23 protein-coding genes are annotated in these 26,177 nt (G+C 37.1%); 16 read left to right on the top strand and 7 right to left on the bottom strand.

Features of this window, described 5'->3' with window-relative positions; translation table 11 throughout:
• Nucleotides 1-33 precede the first annotated feature (33 nt).
• The 4 genes from AB1278_RS10695 to AB1278_RS10710 all read left to right on the top strand — a co-directional run bounded on the left by AB1278_RS10695 (nt 34) and on the right by AB1278_RS10710 (nt 4,055).
• On the top strand, nt 34-399 hold the full coding sequence (locus tag AB1278_RS10695) for a BlaI/MecI/CopY family transcriptional regulator (RefSeq protein WP_202838784.1): 366 nt from the start codon (nt 34-36) through the stop codon (nt 397-399).
• A gap of 5 nt (nt 400-404) precedes the next feature.
• Entirely contained in the window at nt 405-2,321 is a 1,917-nt protein-coding gene (locus tag AB1278_RS10700) for a M56 family metallopeptidase (RefSeq protein ID WP_202838785.1), read from the top strand.
• Nucleotides 2,322-2,378: 57 nt separating this feature from the next.
• On the top strand, nt 2,379-3,281 hold the full coding sequence (locus AB1278_RS10705; protein ID WP_429814233.1) for a GLPGLI family protein: 903 nt from the start codon (nt 2,379-2,381) through the stop codon (nt 3,279-3,281).
• Nucleotides 3,282-3,491: 210 nt separating this feature from the next.
• Nucleotides 3,492-4,055 (top strand): sugar O-acetyltransferase, encoded by a 564-nt coding sequence (locus AB1278_RS10710; RefSeq protein ID WP_429814236.1) that lies wholly within the window; start codon nt 3,492-3,494, stop codon nt 4,053-4,055.
• 73 nt (nt 4,056-4,128) lie between these two features.
• Here AB1278_RS10710 and fsa read toward each other — a convergent pair whose 3' ends face one another.
• A complete protein-coding gene (gene fsa / locus AB1278_RS10715; RefSeq protein ID WP_002978975.1) occupies nt 4,129-4,782 on the bottom strand; it encodes a fructose-6-phosphate aldolase in 654 nt (217 codons plus the stop codon).
• A 285-nt stretch (nt 4,783-5,067) separates the two neighbouring features.
• On the opposite strand from fsa, the gene AB1278_RS10720 reads away from it, so the two are divergent.
• Nucleotides 5,068-5,556, top strand: a complete 489-nt coding sequence (locus AB1278_RS10720) for a YdeI/OmpD-associated family protein (RefSeq protein WP_429814239.1) — start codon at nt 5,068-5,070, stop codon at nt 5,554-5,556.
• 332 nt (nt 5,557-5,888) lie between these two features.
• On the opposite strand, the gene AB1278_RS10725 is transcribed toward AB1278_RS10720, so the two are convergent.
• The gene (locus AB1278_RS10725) at nt 5,889-6,419 is read right to left on the bottom strand and encodes a tetratricopeptide repeat protein (RefSeq protein ID WP_429814242.1); all 531 of its coding nucleotides are present in this window, start codon (nt 6,417-6,419) and stop codon (nt 5,889-5,891) included.
• A gap of 195 nt (nt 6,420-6,614) precedes the next feature.
• Here AB1278_RS10725 and pepE point away from each other — a divergent pair, with 195 nt between their 5' ends.
• From pepE to AB1278_RS10745, 4 genes are all read left to right on the top strand, one after another.
• Nucleotides 6,615-7,307 carry a dipeptidase PepE gene (gene pepE / locus AB1278_RS10730; protein WP_110010963.1) on the top strand — a complete coding sequence of 231 codons (693 nt, stop codon included), beginning with the start codon at nt 6,615-6,617 and terminating at the stop codon, nt 7,305-7,307.
• Nucleotides 7,307-8,158, top strand: a complete 852-nt coding sequence (locus AB1278_RS10735) for a hypothetical protein (RefSeq protein ID WP_429814245.1) — start codon at nt 7,307-7,309, stop codon at nt 8,156-8,158. Before pepE ends, AB1278_RS10735 begins: the two co-directional genes overlap by 1 nt.
• A gap of 97 nt (nt 8,159-8,255) precedes the next feature.
• Nucleotides 8,256-9,629, top strand: coding sequence for a D-alanyl-D-alanine carboxypeptidase/D-alanyl-D-alanine endopeptidase (dacB, locus tag AB1278_RS10740; protein ID WP_343640604.1), 1,374 nt, complete (start codon nt 8,256-8,258; stop codon nt 9,627-9,629).
• 7 nt (nt 9,630-9,636) lie between these two features.
• Nucleotides 9,637-10,806: a sensor histidine kinase gene (locus tag AB1278_RS10745; protein ID WP_238349588.1), complete on the top strand. Its 1,170-nt coding sequence runs from the start codon at nt 9,637-9,639 to the stop codon at nt 10,804-10,806.
• A gap of 116 nt (nt 10,807-10,922) precedes the next feature.
• Here AB1278_RS10745 and AB1278_RS10750 read toward each other — a convergent pair whose 3' ends face one another.
• The 5 genes from AB1278_RS10750 to AB1278_RS10770 all read right to left on the bottom strand — a co-directional run bounded on the left by AB1278_RS10750 (nt 10,923) and on the right by AB1278_RS10770 (nt 19,785).
• The gene (locus AB1278_RS10750; protein WP_202838791.1) at nt 10,923-12,779 is read right to left on the bottom strand and encodes a PDZ domain-containing protein; all 1,857 of its coding nucleotides are present in this window, start codon (nt 12,777-12,779) and stop codon (nt 10,923-10,925) included.
• A gap of 134 nt (nt 12,780-12,913) precedes the next feature.
• Entirely contained in the window at nt 12,914-14,545 is a 1,632-nt protein-coding gene (locus AB1278_RS10755; RefSeq protein ID WP_343640596.1) for a M1 family metallopeptidase, read from the bottom strand.
• 135 nt (nt 14,546-14,680) lie between these two features.
• Nucleotides 14,681-17,641 (bottom strand): reprolysin-like metallopeptidase, encoded by a 2,961-nt coding sequence (locus tag AB1278_RS10760; protein ID WP_411413056.1) that lies wholly within the window; start codon nt 17,639-17,641, stop codon nt 14,681-14,683.
• Nucleotides 17,642-17,867: 226 nt separating this feature from the next.
• Nucleotides 17,868-18,695 (bottom strand): twin-arginine translocase subunit TatC, encoded by an 828-nt coding sequence (gene tatC / locus AB1278_RS10765; RefSeq protein ID WP_202838794.1) that lies wholly within the window; start codon nt 18,693-18,695, stop codon nt 17,868-17,870.
• A 130-nt stretch (nt 18,696-18,825) separates the two neighbouring features.
• A complete protein-coding gene (locus AB1278_RS10770; protein WP_202838795.1) occupies nt 18,826-19,785 on the bottom strand; it encodes a KpsF/GutQ family sugar-phosphate isomerase in 960 nt (319 codons plus the stop codon).
• Between the two features lie 158 nt (nt 19,786-19,943).
• Here AB1278_RS10770 and recQ point away from each other — a divergent pair, with 158 nt between their 5' ends.
• The 7 genes from recQ (at nt 19,944) to lpdA (ending at nt 26,176) form a co-directional block, all read left to right on the top strand.
• Nucleotides 19,944-22,148, top strand: coding sequence for a DNA helicase RecQ (gene recQ, locus AB1278_RS10775; protein ID WP_202838796.1), 2,205 nt, complete (start codon nt 19,944-19,946; stop codon nt 22,146-22,148).
• Nucleotide 22,149: 1 nt separating this feature from the next.
• On the top strand, nt 22,150-22,473 hold the full coding sequence (locus AB1278_RS10780; protein ID WP_202838797.1) for a hypothetical protein: 324 nt from the start codon (nt 22,150-22,152) through the stop codon (nt 22,471-22,473).
• A gap of 27 nt (nt 22,474-22,500) precedes the next feature.
• Nucleotides 22,501-22,704, top strand: a complete 204-nt coding sequence (locus tag AB1278_RS10785) for a hypothetical protein (RefSeq protein ID WP_202838798.1) — start codon at nt 22,501-22,503, stop codon at nt 22,702-22,704.
• A 10-nt stretch (nt 22,705-22,714) separates the two neighbouring features.
• Nucleotides 22,715-23,797: a glycosyltransferase gene (locus tag AB1278_RS10790; protein WP_202838799.1), complete on the top strand. Its 1,083-nt coding sequence runs from the start codon at nt 22,715-22,717 to the stop codon at nt 23,795-23,797.
• 76 nt (nt 23,798-23,873) lie between these two features.
• Complete coding sequence (locus tag AB1278_RS10795) at nt 23,874-24,218, top strand: hypothetical protein (protein ID WP_202838800.1); 345 nt, start codon at nt 23,874-23,876, stop codon at nt 24,216-24,218.
• A gap of 37 nt (nt 24,219-24,255) precedes the next feature.
• Nucleotides 24,256-24,642, top strand: a complete 387-nt coding sequence (locus AB1278_RS10800; protein WP_395973829.1) for a cupin domain-containing protein — start codon at nt 24,256-24,258, stop codon at nt 24,640-24,642.
• A 130-nt stretch (nt 24,643-24,772) separates the two neighbouring features.
• Nucleotides 24,773-26,176, top strand: coding sequence for a dihydrolipoyl dehydrogenase (lpdA, locus tag AB1278_RS10805; protein WP_047429636.1), 1,404 nt, complete (start codon nt 24,773-24,775; stop codon nt 26,174-26,176).
• Nucleotide 26,177 lies beyond the last annotated feature (1 nt).

The following is a 26,177-nucleotide window of genomic DNA, read 5'->3' on the forward strand; positions in this document are numbered from 1 at the left end:
TTTATATCACGATAAATGATAAATGAACAGGATATGAAAATTCAGACTTTAACAAAAGCAGAAGAACAGGTAATGCAGTATTTATGGAAGATAGAAAAAGGATTTCTTAAGGATGTTCTTGATCTTTTTCCGGAACCCAAGCCCCATACCAATACGGTATCTACCATTTTAAAAGTGTTGAAAGACAAAGAATTTGTAGACTATCGTGTACATGGAAGACAGCATGAGTATTTTCCGCTGGTTTCAAAAGAACAGTATTCCGGGAAAACCATGAAAAGTCTTGTAAAGAACTATTTCAAAGGCTCTTACAAAAGTGCCGTTTCATTTCTGGTAGAAAAAAATGAAATGACGGTAGAAGATCTTGAGATGCTATTGGATGAACTCAAAAATAAAGACTAGGACCTATGGAAGCAATACTTTTATACTTTGGAAAAATTATTTTATGTTCAGGTGTAACATTTTTGTATTATCAATTGTCTTTAAAGGACAAGACATTCCATCATTATAACAGATTTTATCTGCTGGCAGCAATTGTGATATCCCTGTTATTGCCGCTCATCCGAGTAGATGATTTTACGATAGAGGTGAATAATGATATGTATATGCTTCTTGACAAGATTCAGAATTTTAATTCAGAAAAAAATATAAACAATGGTAACCTTTATTTTAACATTATTTTTTCAGCTCTGGGACTGGTTTCTTTCTATTTTCTAGGAAGGCTGCTGTATGGGATTTTTAAAATCCAGCAGTTTAAAAATCAATTTCAGAAAGAAAGCTTTGACGGGATCAACTTTTACCGTACAGACCTTAATGAAGCTCCGTTTTCCTATTTTAAAAACCTGTTCTGGAAGAATACAATTACCCTGCATTCTGATATCGGAAAACAGATTTTAAAGCATGAAATGGTACATATTGAGCAGAAACATTCCTTTGATAAGATCTTTATCGAGATTATTACTTCTGTTTTCTGGTTCAATCCGTTTTTTCATATCATCAAAAAAGAAATTAATCTCATCCACGAATACCTGGCGGATAAAAAAGCCGTACAGCAGTCGGACACCAAAGCATTTGCGCAGATGCTTTTAGCAAGCCACTTTTCCGGAACACAGTTGCCTGCTGCCAGTCCGTTTCTAAGTTCAAACCTTAAAAAAAGACTTAAGATGTTACAAAAACCAAAAACCAAGTTCGGATATGCGCGAAGAATTCTTGCATTACCGGTTTTATTTACCGTAGCGTTTGCTTATCTGGTAAATGCGAAGAACAGAGAAATCGAAGAAACCAATCTTTCTATTAAAAAAGCAGTTTCAGAAATCAAAAAAGATACCATCAGACCTGAAAAATCGGTTCAGGGAAATATCCCGGAATTAAAAACCTTATCACCCGGTGAACACAAAAAATTAACTGATCTTGAAAAGAAGATAAAAGAAAAAGAGAAGGAGCTGGATGGATTGGATCCGGAAAGTGATGCCTTCAGTGATAAAATTGAAGAAATAAGTAATCTGGCATCAGAGATTGGAGAGGTCGCTGCCAAAGTTGAAGTTGATAAATATTTCAATTCTGCTGAATGGAAAAATCAGATGAAGGAGCTTGAAAATATGGATCCTCTTGATAAGAAAGAACTTCGCAAAATAAAAAGAGCAGCTAAAAAAGCGGGAAGAGAGGCTGCAAGAGCGGTAAAAGACATCGTTCCGCCCACACCGCCTAATGCACCAGATGCACCTCTGGCGCCAATAGCTCCAGAAGCTCCACTTGCCCCAAAGGCTCCTAAAGCTCCCAAAGTAGTTTATTTTAAAAATAATAACACCGTTTACTATAAGGATCTGAGCGCTAAAGAAAAAGAAGAAGTACGCAAAGCAATGGCAGAAGCCAGAGATGCGATGAAAGAAGCTTTAAAAGCCAGAGTAGAAGGTGAAACAGCAAGAGCCGAAGGAGACAGAATCAGAGTGAAGGCTGAAAGAATCAGAATTGATGGGGAAAAAATCCGAAAACAATTTGAAAAAGCCCGTGCGGAAGCAGAGAAAAGATCTGTCAGCTTCAGAGACGGAGCATTTATTAAATTTGACGGTAAACCTGATGTTATTGTAATGAATGCTGATTTTATCAAAAAAGATGGCAACGGAAATATTGCCATGAATGGGGTGAAAAATTTCAGAATAAGCGGTAATGATGATGTACAATACAAGTATTATATTGACGGAAGGGAAGTTTCTAAGGACGATGTTAACTCATTGGATACAAGTAATATATCGAAAGTTAATGTCAATACTCAGAAAAAAGGAGATGTTAAGCAAGGGGAAATAAGAATTGAAACAAAGAAATAAAGTTCCATCAGGCTTTGTCAGTTTCAGATTGGCAAAGCCTTTTTTTAAACATACATTATGAAAAGTAAAATTCTATTTTTTTTATTTCTGGGTGGGCTTGTCAGTGCACAGGTCAACAGGTTTTTTTATGAATATAAGTTTATTCCGGATTCCAATAATAAGGAAGATGTAAAGACGGAAATGATGATGCTCGATATCGATAAAAACGGATCAAGCTATTACAGCCGTGATAAATTTGTAGCAGATTCCACCGGAAAAGCAGAACTTGAAAAACAGTTGAAAGCAGGCAGCGGAAATATCAGTATCAACAAAAGAGAAAGACCGGGGCAGGTTTCTTATAAAGTTACCAAACAATACCCGGATTTTAAAACTTATCTCTTCAGAAGCATTTCTACAGATAAGTATAAAATAAAAGAAGATCAGAAACCGGAATGGAAGATATTGCCCGAGAAACAAAAAATAGGAGCGTATCAGGCTCAGAAAGCCACTGCCAGCTTTGGAGGAAGGGAATGGACAGCCTGGTTTACGACAGATATTCCTTTTCAGGATGGGCCTTATATTTTTTACGGCCTTCCCGGCCTTATCGTAAAAATTGAGGATACTACCGGATCTCATATCATGACGATGATAGGTAATAAAACGATTAATACTCCGGCCGGTGAATCGGAAATGCAGATGCCTGATCATGTAAGAGCGCTGGGAGTTGGCGGAAAAGAGCTGGAAGTCACAAAAGATCAGTTCAAAAAAGTATGGAAGGCTTATGTAAATGATCCTGCAAAGAATATGAGAGAAATGTTGATGAAAAATGGTGATGGCAATACCAAATTTAGTTTCAAGCTAAGAACAGGAGACGGCAAAGAAATCTCAGATCCCAATCAGGTACTTAGGGAAATAGAAAAAAATACTAAAGAAGCCCTAAAAAAAGATAACAATCCGATTGAACCGGATCTGGTAAATTAAAAATTATATTTTCTAATATCTGCAGGATGGCATTTTTTGTCATCCTGTTTTTTTTGATAAAAGAAGTCAAAGAAAATGTGATCGTATCAATTTATAATGTTATAATATATTTTTTTATCTTTCAATAAGCAATAAGCAATAAGCAATAAGCAATAAGCAATAAGCAATAAGCAGTAAGCAATAAGCAATAAGCAATAAACTTTATATCTTATGACAGAAAAGGAAAAATGTGCAGCCGGACTTTTATACAACGCCAACTACGATAAAGAATTAATAGAAGAACGCATTGCATGCAAAGATTTGTGTCAGGAATATAATGCTCTCAAAAACTCTGATTCCGAAAACAGATACCAGCTTCTTAAAAGGATTATCGGCAGTATAAAAGAAAATATCTGTATAGAGCCCAGTTTCTGGTGTGATTACGGATATAATATAACCGTAGGAGAGAATTTCTACGCCAATCACAATCTGGTCATTTTGGATTGTGCCAAAGTAGAGTTTGGTGATAATGTGTTTATAGGCCCCAACTGCAGTTTTTATACGGCAGGTCATCCGCTTGATGCGAAACAGCGAAATGAAGGACTGGAATATGCACATCCCATCAAAGTAGGCGATAATGTCTGGCTGGGAGGCAATGTGGTTGTACTTCCGGGTGTTTCTATCGGAAATAATTCTGTGATTGGAGCTGGAAGTGTGGTAACGAAAGATATTCCTGAGAATGTAGTGGCCGTGGGAAATCCGTGTAAGATTGTGAAAAATATCCCGGAAGAATAATATACAGGATCACTATAAAGTAAAATCCCGAAACAATGTTCCGGGATTTTTATGTTTGAACAAGGATCAGTAATTACGCTAATTTCTGAGAATCTGCAACAAACTGAGCCAATCCGCTGTCTGTTAATGGGTGCTTCAATAAGCTTAAGATTGGAGGAAGTGGAGATGTGATAACATCAGCTCCGATTTTAGCACAGTCGATGATATGCATTGAGTGACGGATAGAAGCTGCCAGGATTTCAGTTTCGTACATATAGTTATCGAAAATCAATCTGATTTCCTGAATGAGGTTCAAACCGTCTGTAGAGATATCATCTAATCTTCCTAAGAAAGGAGAAACATACGTTGCTCCCGCTTTAGCTGCCAGAAGAGCCTGTCCCGGAGAGAAGATCAATGTACAGTTAGTTTTGATACCTTTATCTGAAAAATATTTTAAAGCTTTGATTCCGTCTTTGATCATCGGAATTTTTACAACGATATTTGGATGAATAGCAGCCAATTCGTCTCCTTCTTTAATCATTTCTTCATACGTTGTAGAAAGAACTTCCGCAGAAATATCTCCGTCTACAAGCTCGCAGATCGTTTTATAATGGTTTTTGATGGCTTCAGCTCCCTGAATACCTTCTTTTGCCATTAGGGAAGGGTTGGTTGTTACACCATCTAAAATTCCAAGGTCTCTTGCTTCCTTGATTTGCTCTAAATTAGCTGTGTCAATAAAAAATTTCATTTTGATAAATAGATTTATTGATACAAATATAGGGAATTAATTGGGTTATGAGGTATGAATTTTGAGTTACGGGATTTTGGGTTTGCGGTGGTAGAGTGAGAGGGTTTGAGGGTAAACGGGTTTGGCTGTGGGAGTGTATGAAAGTAATGGTTTTGAAATAATAAAAAAAGAAATTCCCTACATATTCGTCAAACTGTTATTTTTGCTTCTAGCTTCTAGCTTCTAGCTTCTAGCTTCTAGCTTCTAGCTTCCAGCTTCCAGCCAGACCAACTTAAATTACCATCCATGAAAAACAATAGTTTCAGCGCCACATTGGAAATCATAGGAATTAATCCTTTTGTATTTGTTCCGGAAGAAATACTGGACACGATTTTTGAAAAATCCGGGAGAAATAAGAGCCCGATCGCTGTCAAAGGAACGGTGAACGGGAAAGAATTCAAACAGAATCTTATGAAATATTTAGGTGAGTGGAGGCTTTACGTGAATCTGGCTATGCTGAAAAATTCTCCCAAAAGAATCGGGGAAATCATTGAAGTCGTACTGGAGTATGATGATTCTGACAGAAGTATTTCCATCCATCCCCAACTGGAAAAGGCAATTAAAGAAAGTGCTTTAGCTAAGGAAAATTTTGAAAAGCTGATTCCTTCAAGAAAAAATGAGCTGGTAAGGTATATTAATAATTTAAAAACTAAAGCCAGTATTCAGAAAAATATTGAGAAAATCATCAGGCATCTGCATGGTGAAACAGATTTTTTCGGAAAGATGATTGAGTAGGATCATAGCAAGACAAAATTTCAAATAATACAGGAAATCTGGAATTATAAAAGAGTAACTCTGCACAAAAAAATATATTTTAAATTTAATGGAAAGATTAGCTTAAATTCTCTTATTCCTAAGGGTGCTAAGAAAGCTACAATATTGCTGATGAAGCTTTATGATTACATGCGCTTAGAAAGGATCAATGAAATTGATTCCATCCTTTGCTTCCTCAAAAATTTAACAGCATTTACTTGATCTTTGCGTTAAATTTAAATCATGATTTTTGATATTAAAACATATATAAATAAACAAAAATGCCGGAAAAATTTCCGGCATTTTCTTTTTTACTAAGAATTTAATGCTTTGCTAAGCTTCACAGCATCCTGGTTGGTAGGATCGTACTGTATCGATTTCGCAATATGTTCTTTTGCTTTATTAGGATCTGTTTTCTGCTCTGTAAAGGCAAGATAGAAATAAGCATATGCCAGATTCTTCTTGTTTTGCTCTACTTCTTCAGGTTTTACCGTTGCAATATACTTTTCATAAGCAATTTTTGCGTTGGCATCATCTTTTGCAGACTGATAGGCATAAGCCTGGCTGTAATAAGCCGGAGCCCAGTCCGGTAATAAAACTGATATTTTTTTCCAGGTATCAATTGCATTTGGCCAGTCTGAAGCTTCCTGATAAGCATTAGCCAGTTTTGCTAATGATTCTGCATCCTTTGGATTGGCCGCGATCTGTTTTTTAAGATCTTCGATAGTTGGATTAGTTGTTTGACTCGTTGCTGCTGAAGTTTCAGGCTGAGTCGTTTGTGCATTTACAAGACTTACACTTCCTGCTAGTATTAAGCCTAAAAACAGGCTATTAATTTTACTCATTTTCATAATCTTATATTTTAAAGTCAAAATCTAAAATTCAATAATAATTCCACAAAACCGTAAATTTTAGAGGCTTTAAGTTTTTTTAGAAAATATTAACGGGATTGATGTTTTTTTTAATTTAATTTTTGATTCGTTGATCTTTGAGGCTATCTTTGTGATTCGTTTTTTAATAATACTTATAAATTTCGTGGTATGAATATCATATTAGCTTCAACATCTACACTTTTTGGTGGAGAATATCTGGAATACTTAAGAGAAGAATTAATCCAACTTTATAACGGAATTGATGAAATTGTATTTATTCCTTTCGCAAGACCAGGCGGAATTTCCCATGATGATTATACCGCAAAAGCACGTTCTTTCTTTGAAACCATCGATATAAAAGTGAAAGGTCTTCACGAATTTGAAGATAAAAAGGAAGCCATTCATCAGGCAAAAGGTTTCTTTACAGGAGGCGGAAATACCTTTTTATTGGTTAAAACATTACATGAAGAAGGCCTGATGTCTGTCCTGAAAGAAAATGTATCAAAAGGAAAAGCCTATCTCGGATGCAGCGCAGGAAGCAATATCGGAGGCCAGAATATGAAGACAACGAACGATATGCCGATTGTATATCCGCCAAGTTTCGACTGTATGGGATTGGTGCCTTTCAATATTAATCCGCATTATCTTGATCCTAATCCCGACTTAAAACATAATGGAGAAACCAGAGAAACCCGTATTCAGGAGTTTCTTACCCAGAATGATATCAAAGTGGTTGGTCTCAGAGAAGGGAACTGGATCAGAAGAACCAATGATTCCATTACTGTAGAAGGAAGTGAACTGACAAGGATTTTTGAAAAAGGAAAAGAGCCTTACGAAATAGAAGCAGGAAGCAGACTTTAATGAGCGAAAATGAAATTCATCTTTTCATAGAACGCAATCTCACTAACTTTTCAGTGAACAGTACCGGATGGAATGAACTGATCCGGAAATTGCTGTATGAATTTGCTTTGGCAGGCTGGAATATGGAATACCGTGTCTTTGGAAAGGAGAAGTTTGGTGAATTGAGATGCTATACCTATTCTGAGGATGAAATACTCAATAACAAGCTTAAAAACATCAAAGATAAGTATTCGAAATTATCGGTAAAGACTTGTGAAATCTGTGGCAGCGAAGGGAAAATGAGAGCAATAGGCTCATGGCAGACAACATTGTGCCTGGACCATTTTCTGGAGCAGCAGCCCGTTATTGAGATTGATGATAAACAGAATATCAAAAGAAATAATGAGAGCGTTCTGAATAGTAAAGATATTGCCAAAGCCGAGATTGAATATGATCTTCAGAGTTTATGGCTTTATACCCATCATGAAGAGAGTTTTTATTTTTCATGGCAGGAACCCAATTATTATCTGCTTTTGAGAAGCGTTCCCCTGTCTGTTTTTCCAGAAGAAAACCAGAATGAAATCTCAGCAATATTTCAGGACCTTCGGAATTGTGAAATATGCGGTTATAAAGCTGTGCACCAAAGAAATTGTCTGCGATGTCATCATGAACCCTGGAATGATTCAGGATATTTTATTCAGGATTACGGGGAAAAATCAAACTATATAAAGGAATGCCAGATGGACATTTTTATAGATGAAGATGATTATGAGAAATATTTCAAACATGATCGTTCATTTGAAAAATCTCCTGGCCATCAGATACTTTTCACCTCCGAAGAGCTCAGTGAGTATGAAAAGCTTTTATTTTAACTATATTTGATCAGAATTTAAATCAATAGAAAAAGGTCCGTATACTCTTTGTAAACTGTATTGGAAACCTTTGCATGCAGACCCAAATAACAATGTAATGAAAAAAACATTTGCAGTTCTCATACTCTCTGTACAGATGGTTGCTGCACAGAATATAGCCCAAAAATTAGATAAAGTAACAAAGGATCTTATGGATTCTTCAGGAGCAGTATCTTCCAGCTTATCTTTTTATGTTTCCGATGAAAACGGAAACTTTTTATATGAATATCAGGGAAATAAAGGTCTTTCTACTGCCTCTACACAAAAGATTTTCACGGCAGGAGCTGCACTGGAAACTTTAGGAAAAAACTATACTTTTACCACCACTTCAAGCTATTCCGGAAATATCTCCGGAGGAACGCTGAATGGAAACCTTTTCATCAGCTCCAATGGCGACCCTACTTTGGGAAGCTGGAGATATGATGGCTATAAACCCGAAAATTTTAAAAGGAAACTGATTGATGCTATCAAAAATTCAGGGATAACAAAAATATCCGGTGATCTGATTATTGATGATTCTTATTTTGATCATCAAACGATTCCGGGAGGCTGGCCGTGGGATGACCTGGGGAATTACTATGGTGCGGGTGTATGGGGAATCAACTGGAAAGAGAACCAGTTTGATATCAATATTAATGGAACCGATTTTAAAAGCTTTTCTTATCCGCTGGAGGGTGTAAAGTGGCTGAATGATCTGAAAACAGGAGGAAACTCGGATCAAAGCTTGATCTTTACCGCTCCTCATTCTGATGTCGCTTTGATTAATGGAATGCTTCCGGCTGGAAAAACAGTAACGGTTTCCGGTTCTGCTCCCAATCCGCCGCTACAGCTGGCAGCAGAAGTAAAACAATGGCTTAAGGAATCAGGAATTGAACTTTCTGGAAAAGCTGTAACGAATTCTCAGCTTGAAATAGATGGAAAAAATCCTTTATCAGCTCCAAAAAATAATATTCTCCTGACTTATCAATCTCCGACTCTTGATAAAATAGTGTACTGGTTTCTGAGAAAAAGTATCAATCTGTATGGAGAAACATTAATTAAAACATTAGGAAAAGAGAAAAAAGGAAATTCAAGCTTTAAAAGCGGAGTTGCCTATCTGAAAGAATTCTGGAAATCAAGAGGAATTAATCCTAATATGATCAACTTTGCAGATGGAAGCGGACTTTCCCCCCAGAATTATGTGTCCGCAAAAGCAGAAGTGCAGGCTCTTTTATATGCTAAAAAACAATCATGGTTTGAAGCGTACTATGATGGATTTCCGGTTCAGGATAATGGTATGAAAATGAAAAGCGGAACCATGAGAGATACCAAATCTTTTGCCGGATACCACACCGCAAAAGATGGGAAAAAATATGTATTTTCGATTATCATCAACAACTATCAGGGAAGCGGAAATACTGAGCTGCAGAAAATCCTGAATGTTTTAAAATAAAATACCTTTGAGAAAATCCATCCTCACCAGACTGAATAACTGGATCATTTTTGTTGTGATGACTACTTTGGTGATCGCCATTGTAGTGGCTTCAACATCGCTTATTAATTTTCTCAGAAAAGAGGAGATCAAAAGGATCAGTCTTCTTTCCAAAGCGATAAGAATACAACAGGAGGTTAAAACTCCGGATACTGATGTTCTGGATCTGCTGCCGGATATCCTGAATATCAACAATACCATTCCGTTTATTGTAACAGACAAATATAAGAACCCGATTCTTGACCTCGGATACTATAGAAATATTCCTGAAAGTACGATTAAGAATCCTGAAAAACTACAGGATCTGATCCGGAATATGGAGAAAAATTATGATCCTATCGAGATTAAAGTGCCGGATGGAAATAATCAGTTTGTCTATTATGACAACTCGCGTCTGCTTAATAATCTTCGCTATTCTCCCTATATTTTAGGGTTGTTTATTTTGCTGTATTTTGGTTTTTCTTTCTGGTTTTTCAAAACTATTAAAAAGACGGATGAAGGATATCTTTGGGCGGGTCTGGCTAAAGAAACTGCACATCAGATCGGAACTCCTTTATCATCCATGATCGGGTGGATGGAAATTATGAAGCTTGATAATCCGGATTCGGAAGGAGTACATGAAATAGAAAAAGATATTGAAAGACTCAGAACGATCTCAGAGCGATTCTCAAAAATAGGTTCTGTTCCAGAACTGAATGACAGAAATTTTAATGAAACCATTCAGGAGAATTATGATTATTTAAAAACAAGGATCTCCAGAAAGATCAATTTTACGCTTAATCTTCCTACGTATACCGTTCTGGTTCCTCACAATAAAATTCTGATGAGCTGGGTCATTGAAAATCTGGTAAAAAATGCGGTGGATGCGATGAAAGGTGAAGGCTCTATTACCATGTCTGTCTTTGAAAGAAATAAGAATATTTTAATTGAAGTAAAAGATAATGGAAGCGGAATGACTAAACAGCAGGCACGAAATGCTTTTAATCCCGGATATTCTACCAAGAAAAGAGGCTGGGGACTAGGATTGTCACTGGCAAGAAGAGTTATTCATGAATACCACAATGGAGATATTAAGATTTCCCAGACTGAAGTAGGAAAGGGGAGTACTTTCAGGATTACGATCAGAAAAGAGGATTGATTCTCGTTGAAATTAGGGCCAATAAGAAACCTAACAGGTTTTCAAAACCTGTTAGGTTTGTATCAAGATAAAGCTGATAAAAATAAAAAGCAGGGAAATTTTCCCCGCTTTTCACTTTATTTTTTACCTGTAAGCCACTGAGTCTGCAGTTTCAGTTCTTCCGGTGTTGGATTCGCTTTGAAAGAAAGTGTTTCCATGGTCATTTTATCCAGAATAGCCTTTCCTTTCAATGTCATTTTCTCTTTTTTGCCGGCATTGTCTCTTAGAATGGTTACCGTAACTTCCTGTCCTTCTTTAATGGTTCTTGTATAACCAATAAAATCCTGTACCTTTTTGATATCTACCGTTCTTCCGTCTAAAGCAAGTACCTGGTCTGTGATTTTAAATCCGATACTTTTCGCAAACGGAGAAAGCGCAGAATGTTCATCAAAAGCAAAAGCATTGGTCTTTTCATCAAAACCTGTCTGGTTCGGGTCTTTGATAAACCAGAACAAAGGCTGGCTTTCCTGCTTTTTAATATCCACCCCTACCATGCTCAGATATTGTGCATAAGGTGTTGGCTGGTTTCCTGCGATATATTTGTTGTAGAATTCTTTTACCTGAGGATATCCGGTAACTGTTACCAATTCGTCAATCAGTTTATCATCTTTGAAAGGTTTGTTTTCACCAAATCTCTGAGACAATTTTCTGATCATATCCCTATATCCCATTTCTCCGTTGGACAATTTTCTAAGCTCGATGTCTAAGCACATGGCTAAAAGAGCTCCTTTCTCATAGACGTTTCTGTACTGATCTTTATAAGGCTCTACCAATACATTTTTACTCATTACTGTAAATGGCATTGTATCGTCATAGCTCTTGGAATTGGCAATTTTTTCACCAATTCTTTCAAGGAACTGATCTTTATTGATCAAACCTTCCTGGATCTGGAATAAGTTGGCAAAATATTCTGTTCCGCCTTCATACATCCATAAGTGCTGAGACATTTTCGGATCTGCATAATCAAAATAATGAATCTCTTCGGAATGGGTTTTCAGAGGGTTTACCGTATGGAAAAACTCGTGGGAAACGACATCTGTAATGGTATTGTCAATGGCATCCTTCGGCATTGCTTCAGGCAGTACCACACTTGTCGATTCGTGGTGTTCCAATGCTCCGAAACCTTTGATTCTTGGTCCGTCACCACCGGAAAGGTAAAGCATGATAGCATACTTTTTATTCGTGTTCATATCGCCCAGGAATTTCTTTTGGGCAACCACCATTTTTTCAAGATTTTCTTTGAAATCGGCAGCTTTATACTTTCCTGTCGGAGAATAAACGCCTAGCACTAGATCCATTCCTCCGGCATTGAAGGTAATATAATCCGGCTTTGTATACATTAATGGTGAATCGGTCACCTTAGCATAGTTGGCAAGAGTATAGGTATCTGTTGATTCAGATTTATCCTGATCTACCAGCGCTGTCGTTCCGTAGAAATCAGTGGGTTTCTGAATGACAAGCTGATAAGGAACATCCTGCATGTTCTCGATATATCCGATAAATCCGTGGGTATTGATCATGTATATCTTTCCTTCTTCAATATCAGTTCCTGAAGGAGAAAATACGGCTTTATGCTTAGAGGTATCCAATTCATCATCAAAACTGTCATTTACAAGATAAGAGATTTTGGAAAGACCCTGAGCATTTTTCAATGAATAGGTATTGTCATTTACTTTAGTATAAGTAAGCTCTTTTCCTTTATTATCGTAAAATTTGATTCCTTCGATGAATCTTCCGTAGTCGTCTACAGAATAAGTACCCGGAACTGTTTTAGGGAAATGAAATTTAATGTCACCGGATTTCATTTTTGGGAACTCCATGGTAACGGCTACTTTATCATCTTTTACGTTGACAAGGTCAATAGTGGTTTTTATAGACTGTGCATTTGCTAAAAAAGCAGCAAAAATACCAAGGCTAAGTACTGTTTTTCTCATTAGGTTTAAATTAATAGTTAAATAGTTGCTTTTTTTCTGAATTTGTTACGAAGAAAGTATTAAACTTTTCTTAAAATTTCAAGGTTAAAAAAGCGAAAAGGCAAATCTGCTGATGTGCGGATTTGCCTTTTTCTTTATTTCGTTTCCTTATAATTGATATAATAGTTCGGGTTTAGTTCAACCGGAGTACTCTTTTTAAGCTTTACAGTCTGCCATTCTTCCGTTGGAGTTATGGTCTGATCACCATTGATGATGATTGGTAATTTCAGGTTTTTTACCACATCGGTATACCGGAACTTTAAAGTATCACCATCCTGGGCATACTCAAGGGTTGGAATTTTTATTGTTCTCAGGTACTGATCAAATACCGTTGAAAAATCGATTCCCGATTTTGAGGAGATATAATTTTCTACCTGTTGTGTGGTAACCGTCTGATGATAAAAATCTTTATTCAAACCTCTTAAAATCTGTCTGAATTTTTCATCATTATGGATAACCTGTCTTATCGTGTGAAGCATATTGGCTCCTTTCGGGTACATATCTCCGCTGCCTTCATTTCTTACACCATAACGGCCGATAATAGGAATGTCATTGTCTATCAATTTCCTGATCCCCTGAACATAGGTGTCAGCAGATTTTTTGTCCATATATTTTTCCGTGAAAAGAGTCTCGGAATAATTGGTGAAACTTTCATGGATCCACATATCAGCCTGATCTTTTGCTGTGATATTATTGGCGAACCATTCGTGGCCGCTTTCATGAATAATAATGAAATCCCATTTCAGCCCCACACCTGTCCCGGAAAGATCTCTGCCCAAATAGCCGTTCTGATATTTGTTTCCATAGGCTACATTACTCTGATGTTCCATACCAAGGTGAGGAGATTCTACAAGTTTGTATGAATCCTCATAAAACGGATACGGGCCAAACCAGTATTCAAATGCGGAAAGCATAGGCTTCACCTGCTGAAACTGTTTTTTTGCCTTATCCAGATTATAGTCAATTACCCAGTAATCCAGATCCAGTTTTCCTTTTTCGCCTTCAAATACATCTTTAAAATTGACGTACTTTCCTATACTGGGGATAATGGAGTAGGCATTGATAGGATTTTTAACTTCCCAGGTATAAGTAGTTTTATTTCCGGCTGTTTTTTTATCAGTGAGTCTGCCGTTACCCACACCTACCAGATCATTAGGAGTTATAATTTTCATGATGATTCCGTTGTCAGGTTCATCACTCCAGATATCTTTGGTAGGAAGCCATATGGAAGCTCCTATGCCTTCGTCAGCAGCAGTCATCCATGGATTTCCTTTCTCATCTTTAGTGAAAACCCATCCGCCATCCCAGGGCGCGTTTTTAGCAATGGTTGGGTTTCCGGAATAGATGACGTTAATCGTATATTTTTCACCTTTTTTGAATTTTTTATTCCCTGTAATGAAAATAAAGTCTCCATCCTGTCTGTAATTGGCGATAGGAAAGTTTCCTTCCACTTTGTCAGCTTTCATAGGCTGCTGAAGGTCAATCTGAAATACAGGATTGGCAATATCTTTTATAATCTCAAAACTGATTTTATTATTTCCTTTGATACTTTTCTGCTCAAAGTCCGGTTCTACGGAAAGGTCATATTTTTTGACATCCCAAAAATTTCTGAACTCGGTATTGGAACCCTTTAAAGTATCCTGTTTGGTGAAAGTCTTATCTTTTTCAAAGAACTGTCCGAAAACCAGTCCTGATGCAAATAAGAGTGTGTATGACAATTTTTTCATGTAAACTGTTATTAAATCTTTTCAAAAGTATAAAATTAAATTAATAGCCCGATGCCGGAAATCAAATTAAATACAGATTTTAGAAAGGCATAAAAAAAGCCCGGTCATTGCCGGGCTCTAAAAACGGGTTAGGTTTTATTTTTTGATGAATTTCAGATTTGAAGTCGTTCCTTTGTCTTCAATTGAAATAATATAAGTTCCTGTTGTTAATTTTGAAACAGAGATCTTATGATCATTAATTGGTCCGTTCATTACTTTCTGACCGGCCATATTCGTAATGACAAACTGAGCTTTAGATGAGATTTCAGTTACATTCAATATATCACTTGCCGGGTTAGGGTAGATCTGGATTGAACTCTTATCTTTCACTGTCTCACTCGTGGAAAGCTGCTGCTGAATCAACACCGGATAATCCTCAACCTCACCATATTGCTGGTTGCTGCATCCGCTGCTTGGCTGGCTTTCATATCCTAATACAACTCTCATAATAACGTTTCCTCCCGTATACGCGTCTGCCGGTACAGAGAATGTTCCGGAAACAGGTGATAAGATACTAGGTGCACTGGTATAGATGACTTCAGAAGAAGAGAATACTCCGTCTTTGTTAAAATCTATCCAGGCGGTTACTCCGTCGTTATACTGAGAACCTGTCCATCCTTTGGTGATACTTACATTATTTCCTGTAGATCCGGACATCAGCGTAATCAGTTTTGAAGGATCTGTAGTATAGTCTGTATAAGGTGTATTGCTGCTGCTATTTGAAACAGGGCTCATACCCGCACCGGTTACTGTAACATTGGAAATATACTCGTCAGCAGCATTTGTTCCTGTGATTGAACATTTGGTAAATGATAATGTGGTAAAATTTGTTGATGCTGAATAAGAACCAACCGAACCTCCGCAGACATTGGCTATCTGTACTTCATATTGAGTAGCTTCTGTAAGCCCTGAAATAGTATAAGAATTTGTTGAAACAGGAATGGTAGTCCATGTGGCTGTCCCCACTTTTCTGTACTGTACAGAATACGTTGCTCCAACTAACGCTGTCCAGTTTACAGATGCAGATGTTCTGGTAATACCACTTACCGTAACTCCTGTAGGAGCAGATGTTGTACAGGCGCCCGCTGATGCGGAAACAGTAGCATTCCCAATGGCATAGAATACATTATCAATGGCACTTACTCTTATTTTTACACCGGTACCTGTAGCCAGAGAAGAGAATGAAAACGGCTCAGATCCGTCATTGGCAGTAGATGGACTGATAACTGTCCATGTCGTTCCATTATCTGTAGTATAATCTATTTTAACATTCTGAACATTGTATGGAGCATTATTCGTGTTGACAACATCCCAGGTAACCGCTCCAGGCGTATTATTATAAACGGTGGTTGAAGTTACTTTGAAAGGACCTTCATTTCCTATGTCTACTTTCATCAGACTGCTTTGTGTCTGTTGCTGTGCAGCATCCGGATTGTTATCTCTCACTGTTACCTTGAAATTCATGGTTCTTGGGATATTGGATACAGTTTCCCAGTCTGTAGGGCTGGTAAGAGTACCATTAAGAACGTTGGTGAATTTAGGGAAATAACGGGTAGGGGAAGTGGTAGGCATCAGAGATCTGAAATTCGCACCATTATTTCTGGTTGCACTTACCGGACCAAAAGCAGACGTAGCCAGATCATACTGTTCCCAGGTATAGGTCATCGGATCATTTTGTGTATCTGTTGCAGAAGCTGTTAACACAAAAGCTGTTCCTTTAGGGATCATTTTATTAGCCATTGGCTGAATAGAAGGTGGTGTATTTGCCACATTTGTAATAATTCCACAGTCCTGAGCATTAACGTAGGCTCCTACTTCTTCAATATTTTTGGTATGGAAATAAGCATCAGAATGCATCTGAACATTATAGTTGGTAATACCGGCATATCCCATAATCGAAGATCCTGATCCCGGCTCCATGTGGGCTCCGTGCAAAGCAATAGACATGGTGTGTGCAGCACCAAACTGGTGACCAATTTCATGAGCTACAAAATCGATATCATAATTATCTCCAAAAGGCTGATCCGGAGTAGAAGGAGAAGTGATTCCCGCTCCTTTGGAAGTCGCATCATTGTTGTTTTCAGGATTTCTGCAGACATTTCCCACATCTCCGGCACTGCCTCCACCACCTCTGTGGCCAAAGAAATGTCCTATATCATAGGCAGCGTTACCTACACCAGCGGTATTGGTAAGGGTTTGCTGAAGCTGAAGGTTCCATGCTGCGGGAGCGCTATAGGTACCATTTGAATTGGTAATTACATTCGAATAAGGATCTGTAGCGGGATCTGCAAATATAAGTTGTGGAAGATCCTGTACGATCATGTGGATCCCAAAATCTTTTTCAAAAACACCATTTACACGGTTCATCGTAGCATTAATACGTGCTGCTGCCAAAGGAACACTTCCGGCAAGCTGTGTATATTCACCGTTTACCGAGATGGCAATTCTATAGGTTCTGTATTTTTGTTCGTTACTTTTATTAGCATTACCTAATCCTTTCAAAACATTTTTTGTTTTAAGAAGCTTATTCATTTCTTTCTTTGCCTTTTCAGGCTCAGCAGTTCTGCATTCGAAAGGGTCTTCATGGGATTTGTTGGATTTGAAAAAGACCCCGTATACATCCTTTTCTTTATTGATCGGTTCTATAAATTCGTATTTTCCTGAATCAGTATCGAATGTCATAGATTGGAAATCATTAGGTGCTGTACTGAACCGGATTTGTTTATGTGGATTATCTAACCCGATACCGGCATATGCTCCCAATTCGTATCGGTCTGCCATTGATTTTTCAACTACGGGCGAACTGTAAACCGAAAACCTTTCAATTCTTCCATCTGCTGTAGGGATAGAAACGATTACAGCGTTTCCTCCTTTTCCTGCTTCAGGAACATCCTTTAGTTGATTTCTTAGTGCAGAAAGATCAAATTTGTAAGCATATTCTACCTTTACTTCCTTTCTTATCGGGGTAATTTTTTCCGAGACAGGTTCCCAGCGTTGTGCCTGCAAACCGCCCAGACTTAAAGCCAGTGCACAGACGAAAATAATTTTCTTTTTCATATTTTTATTGATTGTTGTTAAAGTTTTTAAAGATAGCGTATTTTTTTAAAAGAAATGTTGATATAACTGTGTTAATTATTCTAAACTTTATATTTTTGGTTAAATTTTGTTGTTGTTTTAATTAAATTAAGAATAAATCTAATTAAGATTAATATTTTTATATAAAATAAGCGCTACTATTCAACTGAATAGTAGCGCATATGCTTTTATGAGTAAAAAATACTGTTTATTTCTGTACTGCAGGAAGATTTGCGTTGTTTTTCTGTACTTTTTTATAAGTGAATGTACACATCATGATGCTGAATTCATATAAAATCAACAGCGGGAATGCGGCCATCAGCATACTTAAAACGTCTGCCGGAGTAATGATTGCAGCTACTACCATAATTAATACAATGGCATGGCGACGGTAAGTTTTCATGAACGCAGGCGTAAGAATTCCAATGCTGGTAAGGAAATAGATCAGAATCGGGAAAAGGAAAATAACACCCATACCCAACACCACCTGTAAAAATAATGTGGTATAATCACTTAAATCATAAAGGGGAACAATAATATCTGAGATTTTAAAAATAACTCCGAAATTGACTGCAAACGGAAGGATAAGAAAATAACCGCATAAAACTCCGGTCATAAAAAGCATCCATACCGCATTAATAATATAAATAGAATTTTTTTTCTCTCTCGGATGTAAAGCCGGACTGATAAAACGCCACAGTTCCCATACAATATAGGGAAATGCCGCTACCATTCCGCCAAAAATTGAAACAGCCATCATGACATTGAACTGCTGATACAATCTTTGTACACGAACAGGAAAGTCCTTTGGAAGATGAATACTGTCTTCACCTAAAATCATTCTTGAAAAATGATTTACAAGTCTGAAGGTAGGGAAATCATTTCTGGTAGGGCCAAAAAAGATATGGTCCATAATCCAGTTGATGTTAAAGCCTACCACAAAAGCGGCAACTATGATAGCAATAATCGATCGGATCAGGTGCCCTCTTAATTCTCCTATATGCCCAAGAAAGGACATGTCTTTACCTTCACTCACAGAATAAAATTTTAAAGCGCAAATTTATAAAAAAAATGACAGAAGCAAGAGTCTGTGAATGATTAGTTAGATTTTACCTGTAATCCGCAAAATCATTCCTCAGTTTAACATCTCCTCTGATTTATAAGTTCTAATTAATTCCTTCGTCTAACAGTTTATGCAGATCGATAATCCCAAAATACTTCCCGTTTTCCGTTACTACAAGCTGGCCGATATTATTTTCTTTCAGAATTTTCATGGCTTCTTTAGCCAAAGCACCCTTTTCAATTGTTCTCGGACGGGCAGACATGATATCTTTTGCTGACACCTTACTGATATCTTCTCCTTTCATCAGCATTCTTCTTAAATCTCCGTCTGTAATAACGCCAATAATCTGGTCTCCATTCGTTACCACCGTGATTCCGTGGCTCGAGGCACTGATGGAAATAATGACATCTCTTATTGAAGAATCTTCCGTAACCTGAGGCTTTTGAGAAGAAAGGAACTGTTCTACTTTTGATGTCAGGTTTTTTCCTAAACTTCCTCCCGGGTGGAATTTGGCAAAATCATTCGCTTTGAAATCATTCAGTTCCATTAAAGCAACAGCTAGCGCATCGCCCAATGCCATTTGTATTGTAGTAGAACTGGTGGGAGCCAGTTTATTCGGGCAGGCTTCGATATCAACATGAGTATCCAAAATAACTTCCGAAAATTCTGCCAGTTTACTGGATCTGTTTCCGGTCATGCCAATTAAAGAAGAAGAGTAATCTTTTAAATAAGGAACCAGATTGGCAATTTCCGGAGAATTTCCTGAATTTGAGATACACAAAACCACGTCCTGTTTCTGAATAACTCCAAGATCACCATGAATCGCTTCCGAAGCATGCAAAAACTGTGAAGGCGTACCGGTTGAGTTTAATGTAGCAACAATTTTGTTACCCACATGCGCAGATTTTCCAATTCCTACCACAATGAGCTTCCCTTTTGCCGAATGAATGATCTCTACTGCACTGGCAAATTCGTCATCAATTCTGTTTTTTAATTTTTCAAGTTCAGAAATTTCTATTTCTAAAGTGCTTTTTGCAATTGATATAATGTTGGTTCTATCCATTTTACGATGATAAGGTATACAAAAAAGTTCCTAAAAAATGTTATATTTTAAAAAGAATATTTAATATAAATTTTATTTTTTATAAATTCGTTCGCTTTTATTTTAAGCAGAATTTTTATAACTTTGGGTGAGATGCAAATTTAGCAATAGAAAATTAGATGAGCGCAAAAAAAGCCAATTTATCAGGCGAATTGAAAAAGTATTTTGGGTTTTCTACATTTAAGGGCCAGCAGGAACAGATTATAGATAACCTATTGAATGGGAAGGATATATTTGTTTTAATGCCTACAGGTGGCGGGAAATCATTATGTTACCAGCTTCCGGCTCTTATTTCGGAAGGAACGGCAATAGTAGTTTCGCCCCTGATAGCGTTGATGAAAAATCAGGTAGATGCCGTGAACGGCCTTTCATCTGATGATGGGGTAGCACACGTACTGAATTCATCATTAAACAAAACGCAGACCAAACAGGTTTTTGACGATATCAAAAGCGGCAAAACCAAGCTTCTGTATGTAGCTCCTGAATCATTAATTAAAGATGATTACCTGGATTTTTTGAAAGAAGTGAAAATTTCTTTCTTTGCTATCGACGAGGCTCACTGTATTTCAGAGTGGGGACATGATTTCAGACCGGAATACAGAAATCTGAAACAGATTATAGACAAAATCGCCAATGTACCGGTGATTGCTTTAACGGCTACTGCTACTCCTAAGGTTCAGGATGATATTCAGAAAACTTTAGGAATGACCAATGCATTGGTGTTTAAAGAAAGCTTTAACCGTCCTAATCTCTATTACGAAGTATGTCCTAAAATCAATGTAGATAAGGAAATTGTAAAATTTATCAATCAGCATAAAGGAAAATCAGGAATTGTATACTGCCTGAGCCGTAGAAAAGTGGAAGAATTTGCCCAGCTTCTGCAGGTGAACGGAATCAACGCCCTGCCTTATCACGCCGGTCTTGACCAAAAAGTAAGAGTAGCAAATCAGGATAAATTCCTGATGGAAGAGGTAGATGTTATTGTAGCCACTATTGCCTTCGGGATGGGAATTGATAAACCGGATGTACGTTTTGTGATCCATTACGACTTCCCGAAATCACTGGAAAGTTATTACCAGGAAACAGGAAGAGCTGGAAGAGACGGAGGAGAAGGCCACTGCCTGGCATTCTATGATCCGAAGGATATCGAAAAACTGGAAAAATTCCTGGCACAGAAGCCTGTTTCTGAAAGAGAAATCGGATTGCAGCTTCTGAATGAAGTGGTGGGCTATGCTGAAACTTCCATGAGCAGAAGACAATATATCCTGTACTATTTTGGAGAAAGTTTCGATCCTGTGAACGGAGACGGAGCAAAGATGTGTGACAACTCATCCAATCCACCAAAATTGAAAGATGCTACTGCCGATTTAAAAAAGGCCCTGGAGCTGATTAGAGATACAGGCGAGAAGTTCAAATCAAAAGATCTGATATCCGTCATTGTAGGAAAAGAAAATGCAGTGACGAAATCCTATAAACTTGAACAAAGTTCTCACTTTGGCTTTGGAAAGGATGAAAAAGATAATTATTGGAAAACAATTTTAAGGCAAGCGACTGTTCAGAATTTTTTACAGAAAGATATTGAAACCTATGGGGTTTTAAAAATTACAGAGAAAGGGAAAAGTGTTCTGAATGGCAAATCTAAAGATACCTTTTTAATTGCTGAAGACAGAGAATTTGATCTTACCCAGGCGAAAGCTGAGAGTGATCAGGTACAGCAGCAGGCTGGAGGAGGTCTGGATCAGAATCTTTTTAACCTGTTGAAAGAACTGAGGAAAAAAGTCGCTAAAAAACATGGAATTCCACCATATACGGTGTTTATGGATCCAAGTTTGGAAGATATGACGGTTCAGTATCCGATTACGGTAGATGAAATTACCAAAATCTACGGAGTAGGGGAAGGAAAGGCCAAAAAATACGGTAAAGAATTCGCAGACTACATCAAAACATACGTAGAAGATAACAATATCGAACGTACCCAGGATATGGTATTAAAACAGGTGGCCAATAAATCAAGCCATAAAGTTTTCATTATCCAAAGTACTGATAAAAAGATTGATCTTGAAGATATAGCAAGAGCTAAAAACCTTTCTATGGATGAACTCCTGAAAGAGATGGAAAGGATTGTTTACCAGGGCACCAAACTCAATATCGATTATTACATTGAAGATAATTTCGACGAGGACATTGTAGACGGATTCATGGAATTCATGAACGAATCTGAAAGCGACAGCATGAAGGTATTGCTGGATGAATTCGGGGATGAATTATCTGATGAAGAAGTGAGAATGTTGAGAATTAAATTCATCAGTGACGTAGCGAACTAAAATGACTCTAAACAATAACGAAATAATTTTAAAAGAAATTCTTCCTAAGAAGAGTTTCTTTTTTAATATGACAGAAAAGTTGAGGATAGCTTTTTCTGTATTCTACCTTGCAATAGGTATGTTTTTCATTACAAGTAGTTTAAATTCCAGCTTTTGGCTCTTTTCAATAATAGGATTTGGTGTTTTTTGTAATGCTTTATATGTTGCTTTTTTAAGATGGATTGTAAAGTATTGGAGACTGAAAAACAATTATTATGTAATTACAAATCAAAGAATAGCTATTGTTGAAAAGGAAAATGGGAAGATTGTAAAGTATAAGGAATAGAATGAAATAAAGGAAGTAAATGCCGAAATGAATACTAAACATTTTGGTAATATCATTTTTGGTGAACCTGAGACTTTTTTCGGTAAAAATGATGAAAGTTTTTCTTTTTTTAAGAGAAGAGGAGTCAATTTTACTGAAGATAAGTATGCCTTTCTAAGTGTTGGAAATATTAACGAAATTATTCCTTTATTTAACGAGTTAGGCTTGAAGGTTAACAAAACTTTTTACTAACTTTACACTGATGAAAAAAATATCTGTCATATTTATTCTGCCGGACTTAGAAACCGGGGGTGCAGAAAGGATTGTTACAACTATTGCGAATCATCTCTCCCGAGATCGGTTTGAGCCTAAGATTTTGCTGCTACGTAAGCAGGGCGGATATTTGAATTTTCTGAAAAAAGATGTCGAAATTATCGATATCAATACTGAAAGAATAAGACATTCATTAAGACCTATTTTAGGAGAAATCTACAGAAGAAAACCGGATATTGTCTTTTCGGGTTTTGGTGAGGTAAATGCTTATTTATCCCTGTTTATAAAACTGTTTCCAAGAACGAAATTTATTGCGAGGGAAACTAATGTTGTTACACAGCATGTAACCCGCAAAGAGATTAAGTTTTTCTATAATTTTTACAACAACTATCAGAAAATCATTGCTCAAAGCGATGATATGATGAAAGATCTTGTCGATAATTTTAATATTAAAAAGAAAAAAATTGTCAAGATCAATAATCCTGTAGACTTTGATTTTATTGAAGATAAAATGGCTATTTCTTTAAAACCTGAATGTTTCAAATACAATTATAAAAATGTAGTGGCCATTGGAAATCTGTCTTCCAGAAAAGGGTTTGATAACTTGCTGAAAGTTTTTTCAAGGCTGAAGAATGAAAACATTATGCTTCATATTTTAGGAGATGGAAAAGATAAAGATCTGCTGCTTCAGACCAAGGAGCTCTTAGGATTAAAAAAAGTAATTTTTCACGGCAGACAGGAAAATCCATACCAGTATCTGAAATATGCGGATTTATTTGTGCTTTCTTCAAGATACGAAGGCTTTCCCAACGTTCTTCTGGAAGCTGGTGCCTGCGGAACTTATTCTTTGGCCAACAACTGTCCCGGAGGAATTAATGAGATTATTCAGCATAATATAAATGGAGAGATTGCAGATATTGAGAACCATGACAGGTTTGCCCAGGAAATTGTAAGAATACTTCAGGGCAATTATAATCGGGATGCTGTAAAAAATTCTATTAAATCAAGGTTCTCGAAGAATATTATTCTGGATAAATATGAAAAGGTCTTATTGGATCTGATCAAACCATAATGACTCCATTTGCTTTATAGACTGTTAATTTCTTACTTTTGAGGCTACAAATTTTATCTGAAAAACAATTTTATTCATGAATAAAATCCAAAAATTAGGATGCGCCTGCGAGAAACCGAACTCCAGCTATACAGAATATAGAAGCTCAGCATTAGGAATTGATCATACCAACGGAAGATATGGAGAAGTAACGATTCAACAGTGCAAGTTGTGCCAAAGAATATGGATTCATTATTTTGTGGAATATGAGCATTATCCTAAATCAGGGAGATGGTATAAAGGAATTGTTTCGAAAAAAGACCGTCCCAACATCACTCCGGAAAATGCAGTAGAATATCTGGAAAGCCTTGAATGGTATGTCTATGGAGGCTCATTTTTTGAAAGTACGGGAACCATTGGACAAGGAAAGTTGAATATATAATCTTGCTATACTGATTTCTTACAATTAATACCGATCTATGAAGCCACTTATTTTCGCTGTTTTAATGCTGAACTCTGTTGTTATGATTGCTCAGCAGAAGACCATCTCCAGAAAAGAATTATTAAAAACTGCTCTTGATCAGAAAGTAAAATCCACAGAGATTCAGGAAATAACTATGGCTGCAGGACAAGGAGCTCCCGAGCATCTGCATCCCTGTCCCGTTTTAGGAATCATTAATTCCGGAGAAGCCGTTTTTCAAATAGAAGGACATGAGAAAGTGGTACTTCATACAGGAGATGCTTTTTACGAACCTAAAAATGTAAAAATCCTTCATTTTGATAATGCATCAGCTGAAAAACCGCTTGTATTTACCGCAATTTATCTGAAGGAAGGCAATGAAGAAAATATAAAATTCATAAAATAATACTTTTCATAAAACTAGAGCATATAATTATCATTTTTAAAATTGATAAAACTCACTTTGGTGCTTGGTAATTTATATGTAAATTTGTGAGAATTAAGATAGATAATAATAAACAAATTCATACAATAACATGAGTCAATTCGATGTTACCGTAATAGGTTCTGGTCCCGGTGGTTATGTTGCTGCTATCCGTGCAGCACAGTTAGGTTTCAAAACAGCAATTATTGAAAAATATTCAACTTTAGGCGGAACTTGTCTTAACGTTGGATGTATTCCGTCAAAAGCGCTTCTTGACAGCTCTGAGCATTTCGAAAATGCAAAACACAATTTTGCAGGTCACGGAATCATCATCAACGAGCCGCAAGCGGATATTGCCAGAATGATCGAACGTAAAAACGAAGTGATCAAGCAGAATACTGACGGAATCAGCTACCTGATGAACAAAAATCAGATTACTGTTTTTGAAGGAGTAGGAAGCTTCGAATCTGCTACTCAGATTAAAGTGACTAAAAATGACGGTTCTTCAGAAACGATCGAGTCTAAATATACCATCATTGCAACAGGTTCTAAACCATCTACACTGCCTTTCATCTCTTTAGACAAAGAAAGAGTGATTACTTCTACGGAAGCTTTAAACCTTAAAGAAATTCCTAAGCATTTAGTAGTAATCGGAGGTGGAGTTATCGGTCTTGAACTAGGTTCGGTATACTTAAGATTAGGAGCACAGGTAACTGTTGTTGAATTTATGGATAAAATCATCCCTGGAATGGATGGAGCTTTAAGCAAAGAATTGACTAAAGTTCTTAAAAAACAAGGAATGAAGTTTATGCTTTCCACTGCGGTTTCTGCAGTTGAAAGAAACGGAGATACTGTAAAGATCACGGCTAAAGATAAAAAAGGTGAAGAAGTAGTTGTAGAAGGAGATTACTGTTTGGTTTCTGTAGGTAGAAAACCTTATACAGACGGTCTTGGTCTTGAAAAAGCAGGTGTAGAGCTTGACGAAAGAGGAAGAGTAAAAGTAAACGATCACCTGCAGACTAATGTTGCTAATATCTATGCGATCGGTGACGTTATCAAAGGAGCTATGCTTGCTCACAAAGCTGAAGAAGAAGGAGTTTTCGTTGCTGAAACATTGGCAGGACAAAAACCTCACATCAACTATAACCTGATTCCTGGTGTTGTGTACACATGGCCGGAAGTTGCTGGAGTTGGTAAAACTGAAGAGCAGCTGAAAGAAGAAGGTGTTGCTTACAAAGTAGGATCTTTCCCGATGAGAGCTTTGGGTAGAAGCCGTGCAAGTGGTGATATCGACGGTCTTGTGAAGATTATTGCAGACGAAAAAACTGATGAGGTTTTAGGGATGCACATCGTAGGAGCAAGAGCTGCTGACCTTATTGCAGAAGGGGTAATTGCTATGGAATTCCGTGCAAGCGCTGAAGACATCGCAAGAAGTTCTCACGCTCACCCAACCTATGCAGAAGCTATCAAAGAAGCTGCATTGGATGCTACAGCAAAAAGACCTATTCATATGTAAT

The sequence above is a fragment of the Chryseobacterium sp. NRRL B-14798 genome (assembly GCF_050470705.1).
Taxonomy (GTDB): Bacteria; Bacteroidota; Bacteroidia; order Flavobacteriales; family Weeksellaceae; genus Chryseobacterium; species Chryseobacterium cupriresistens.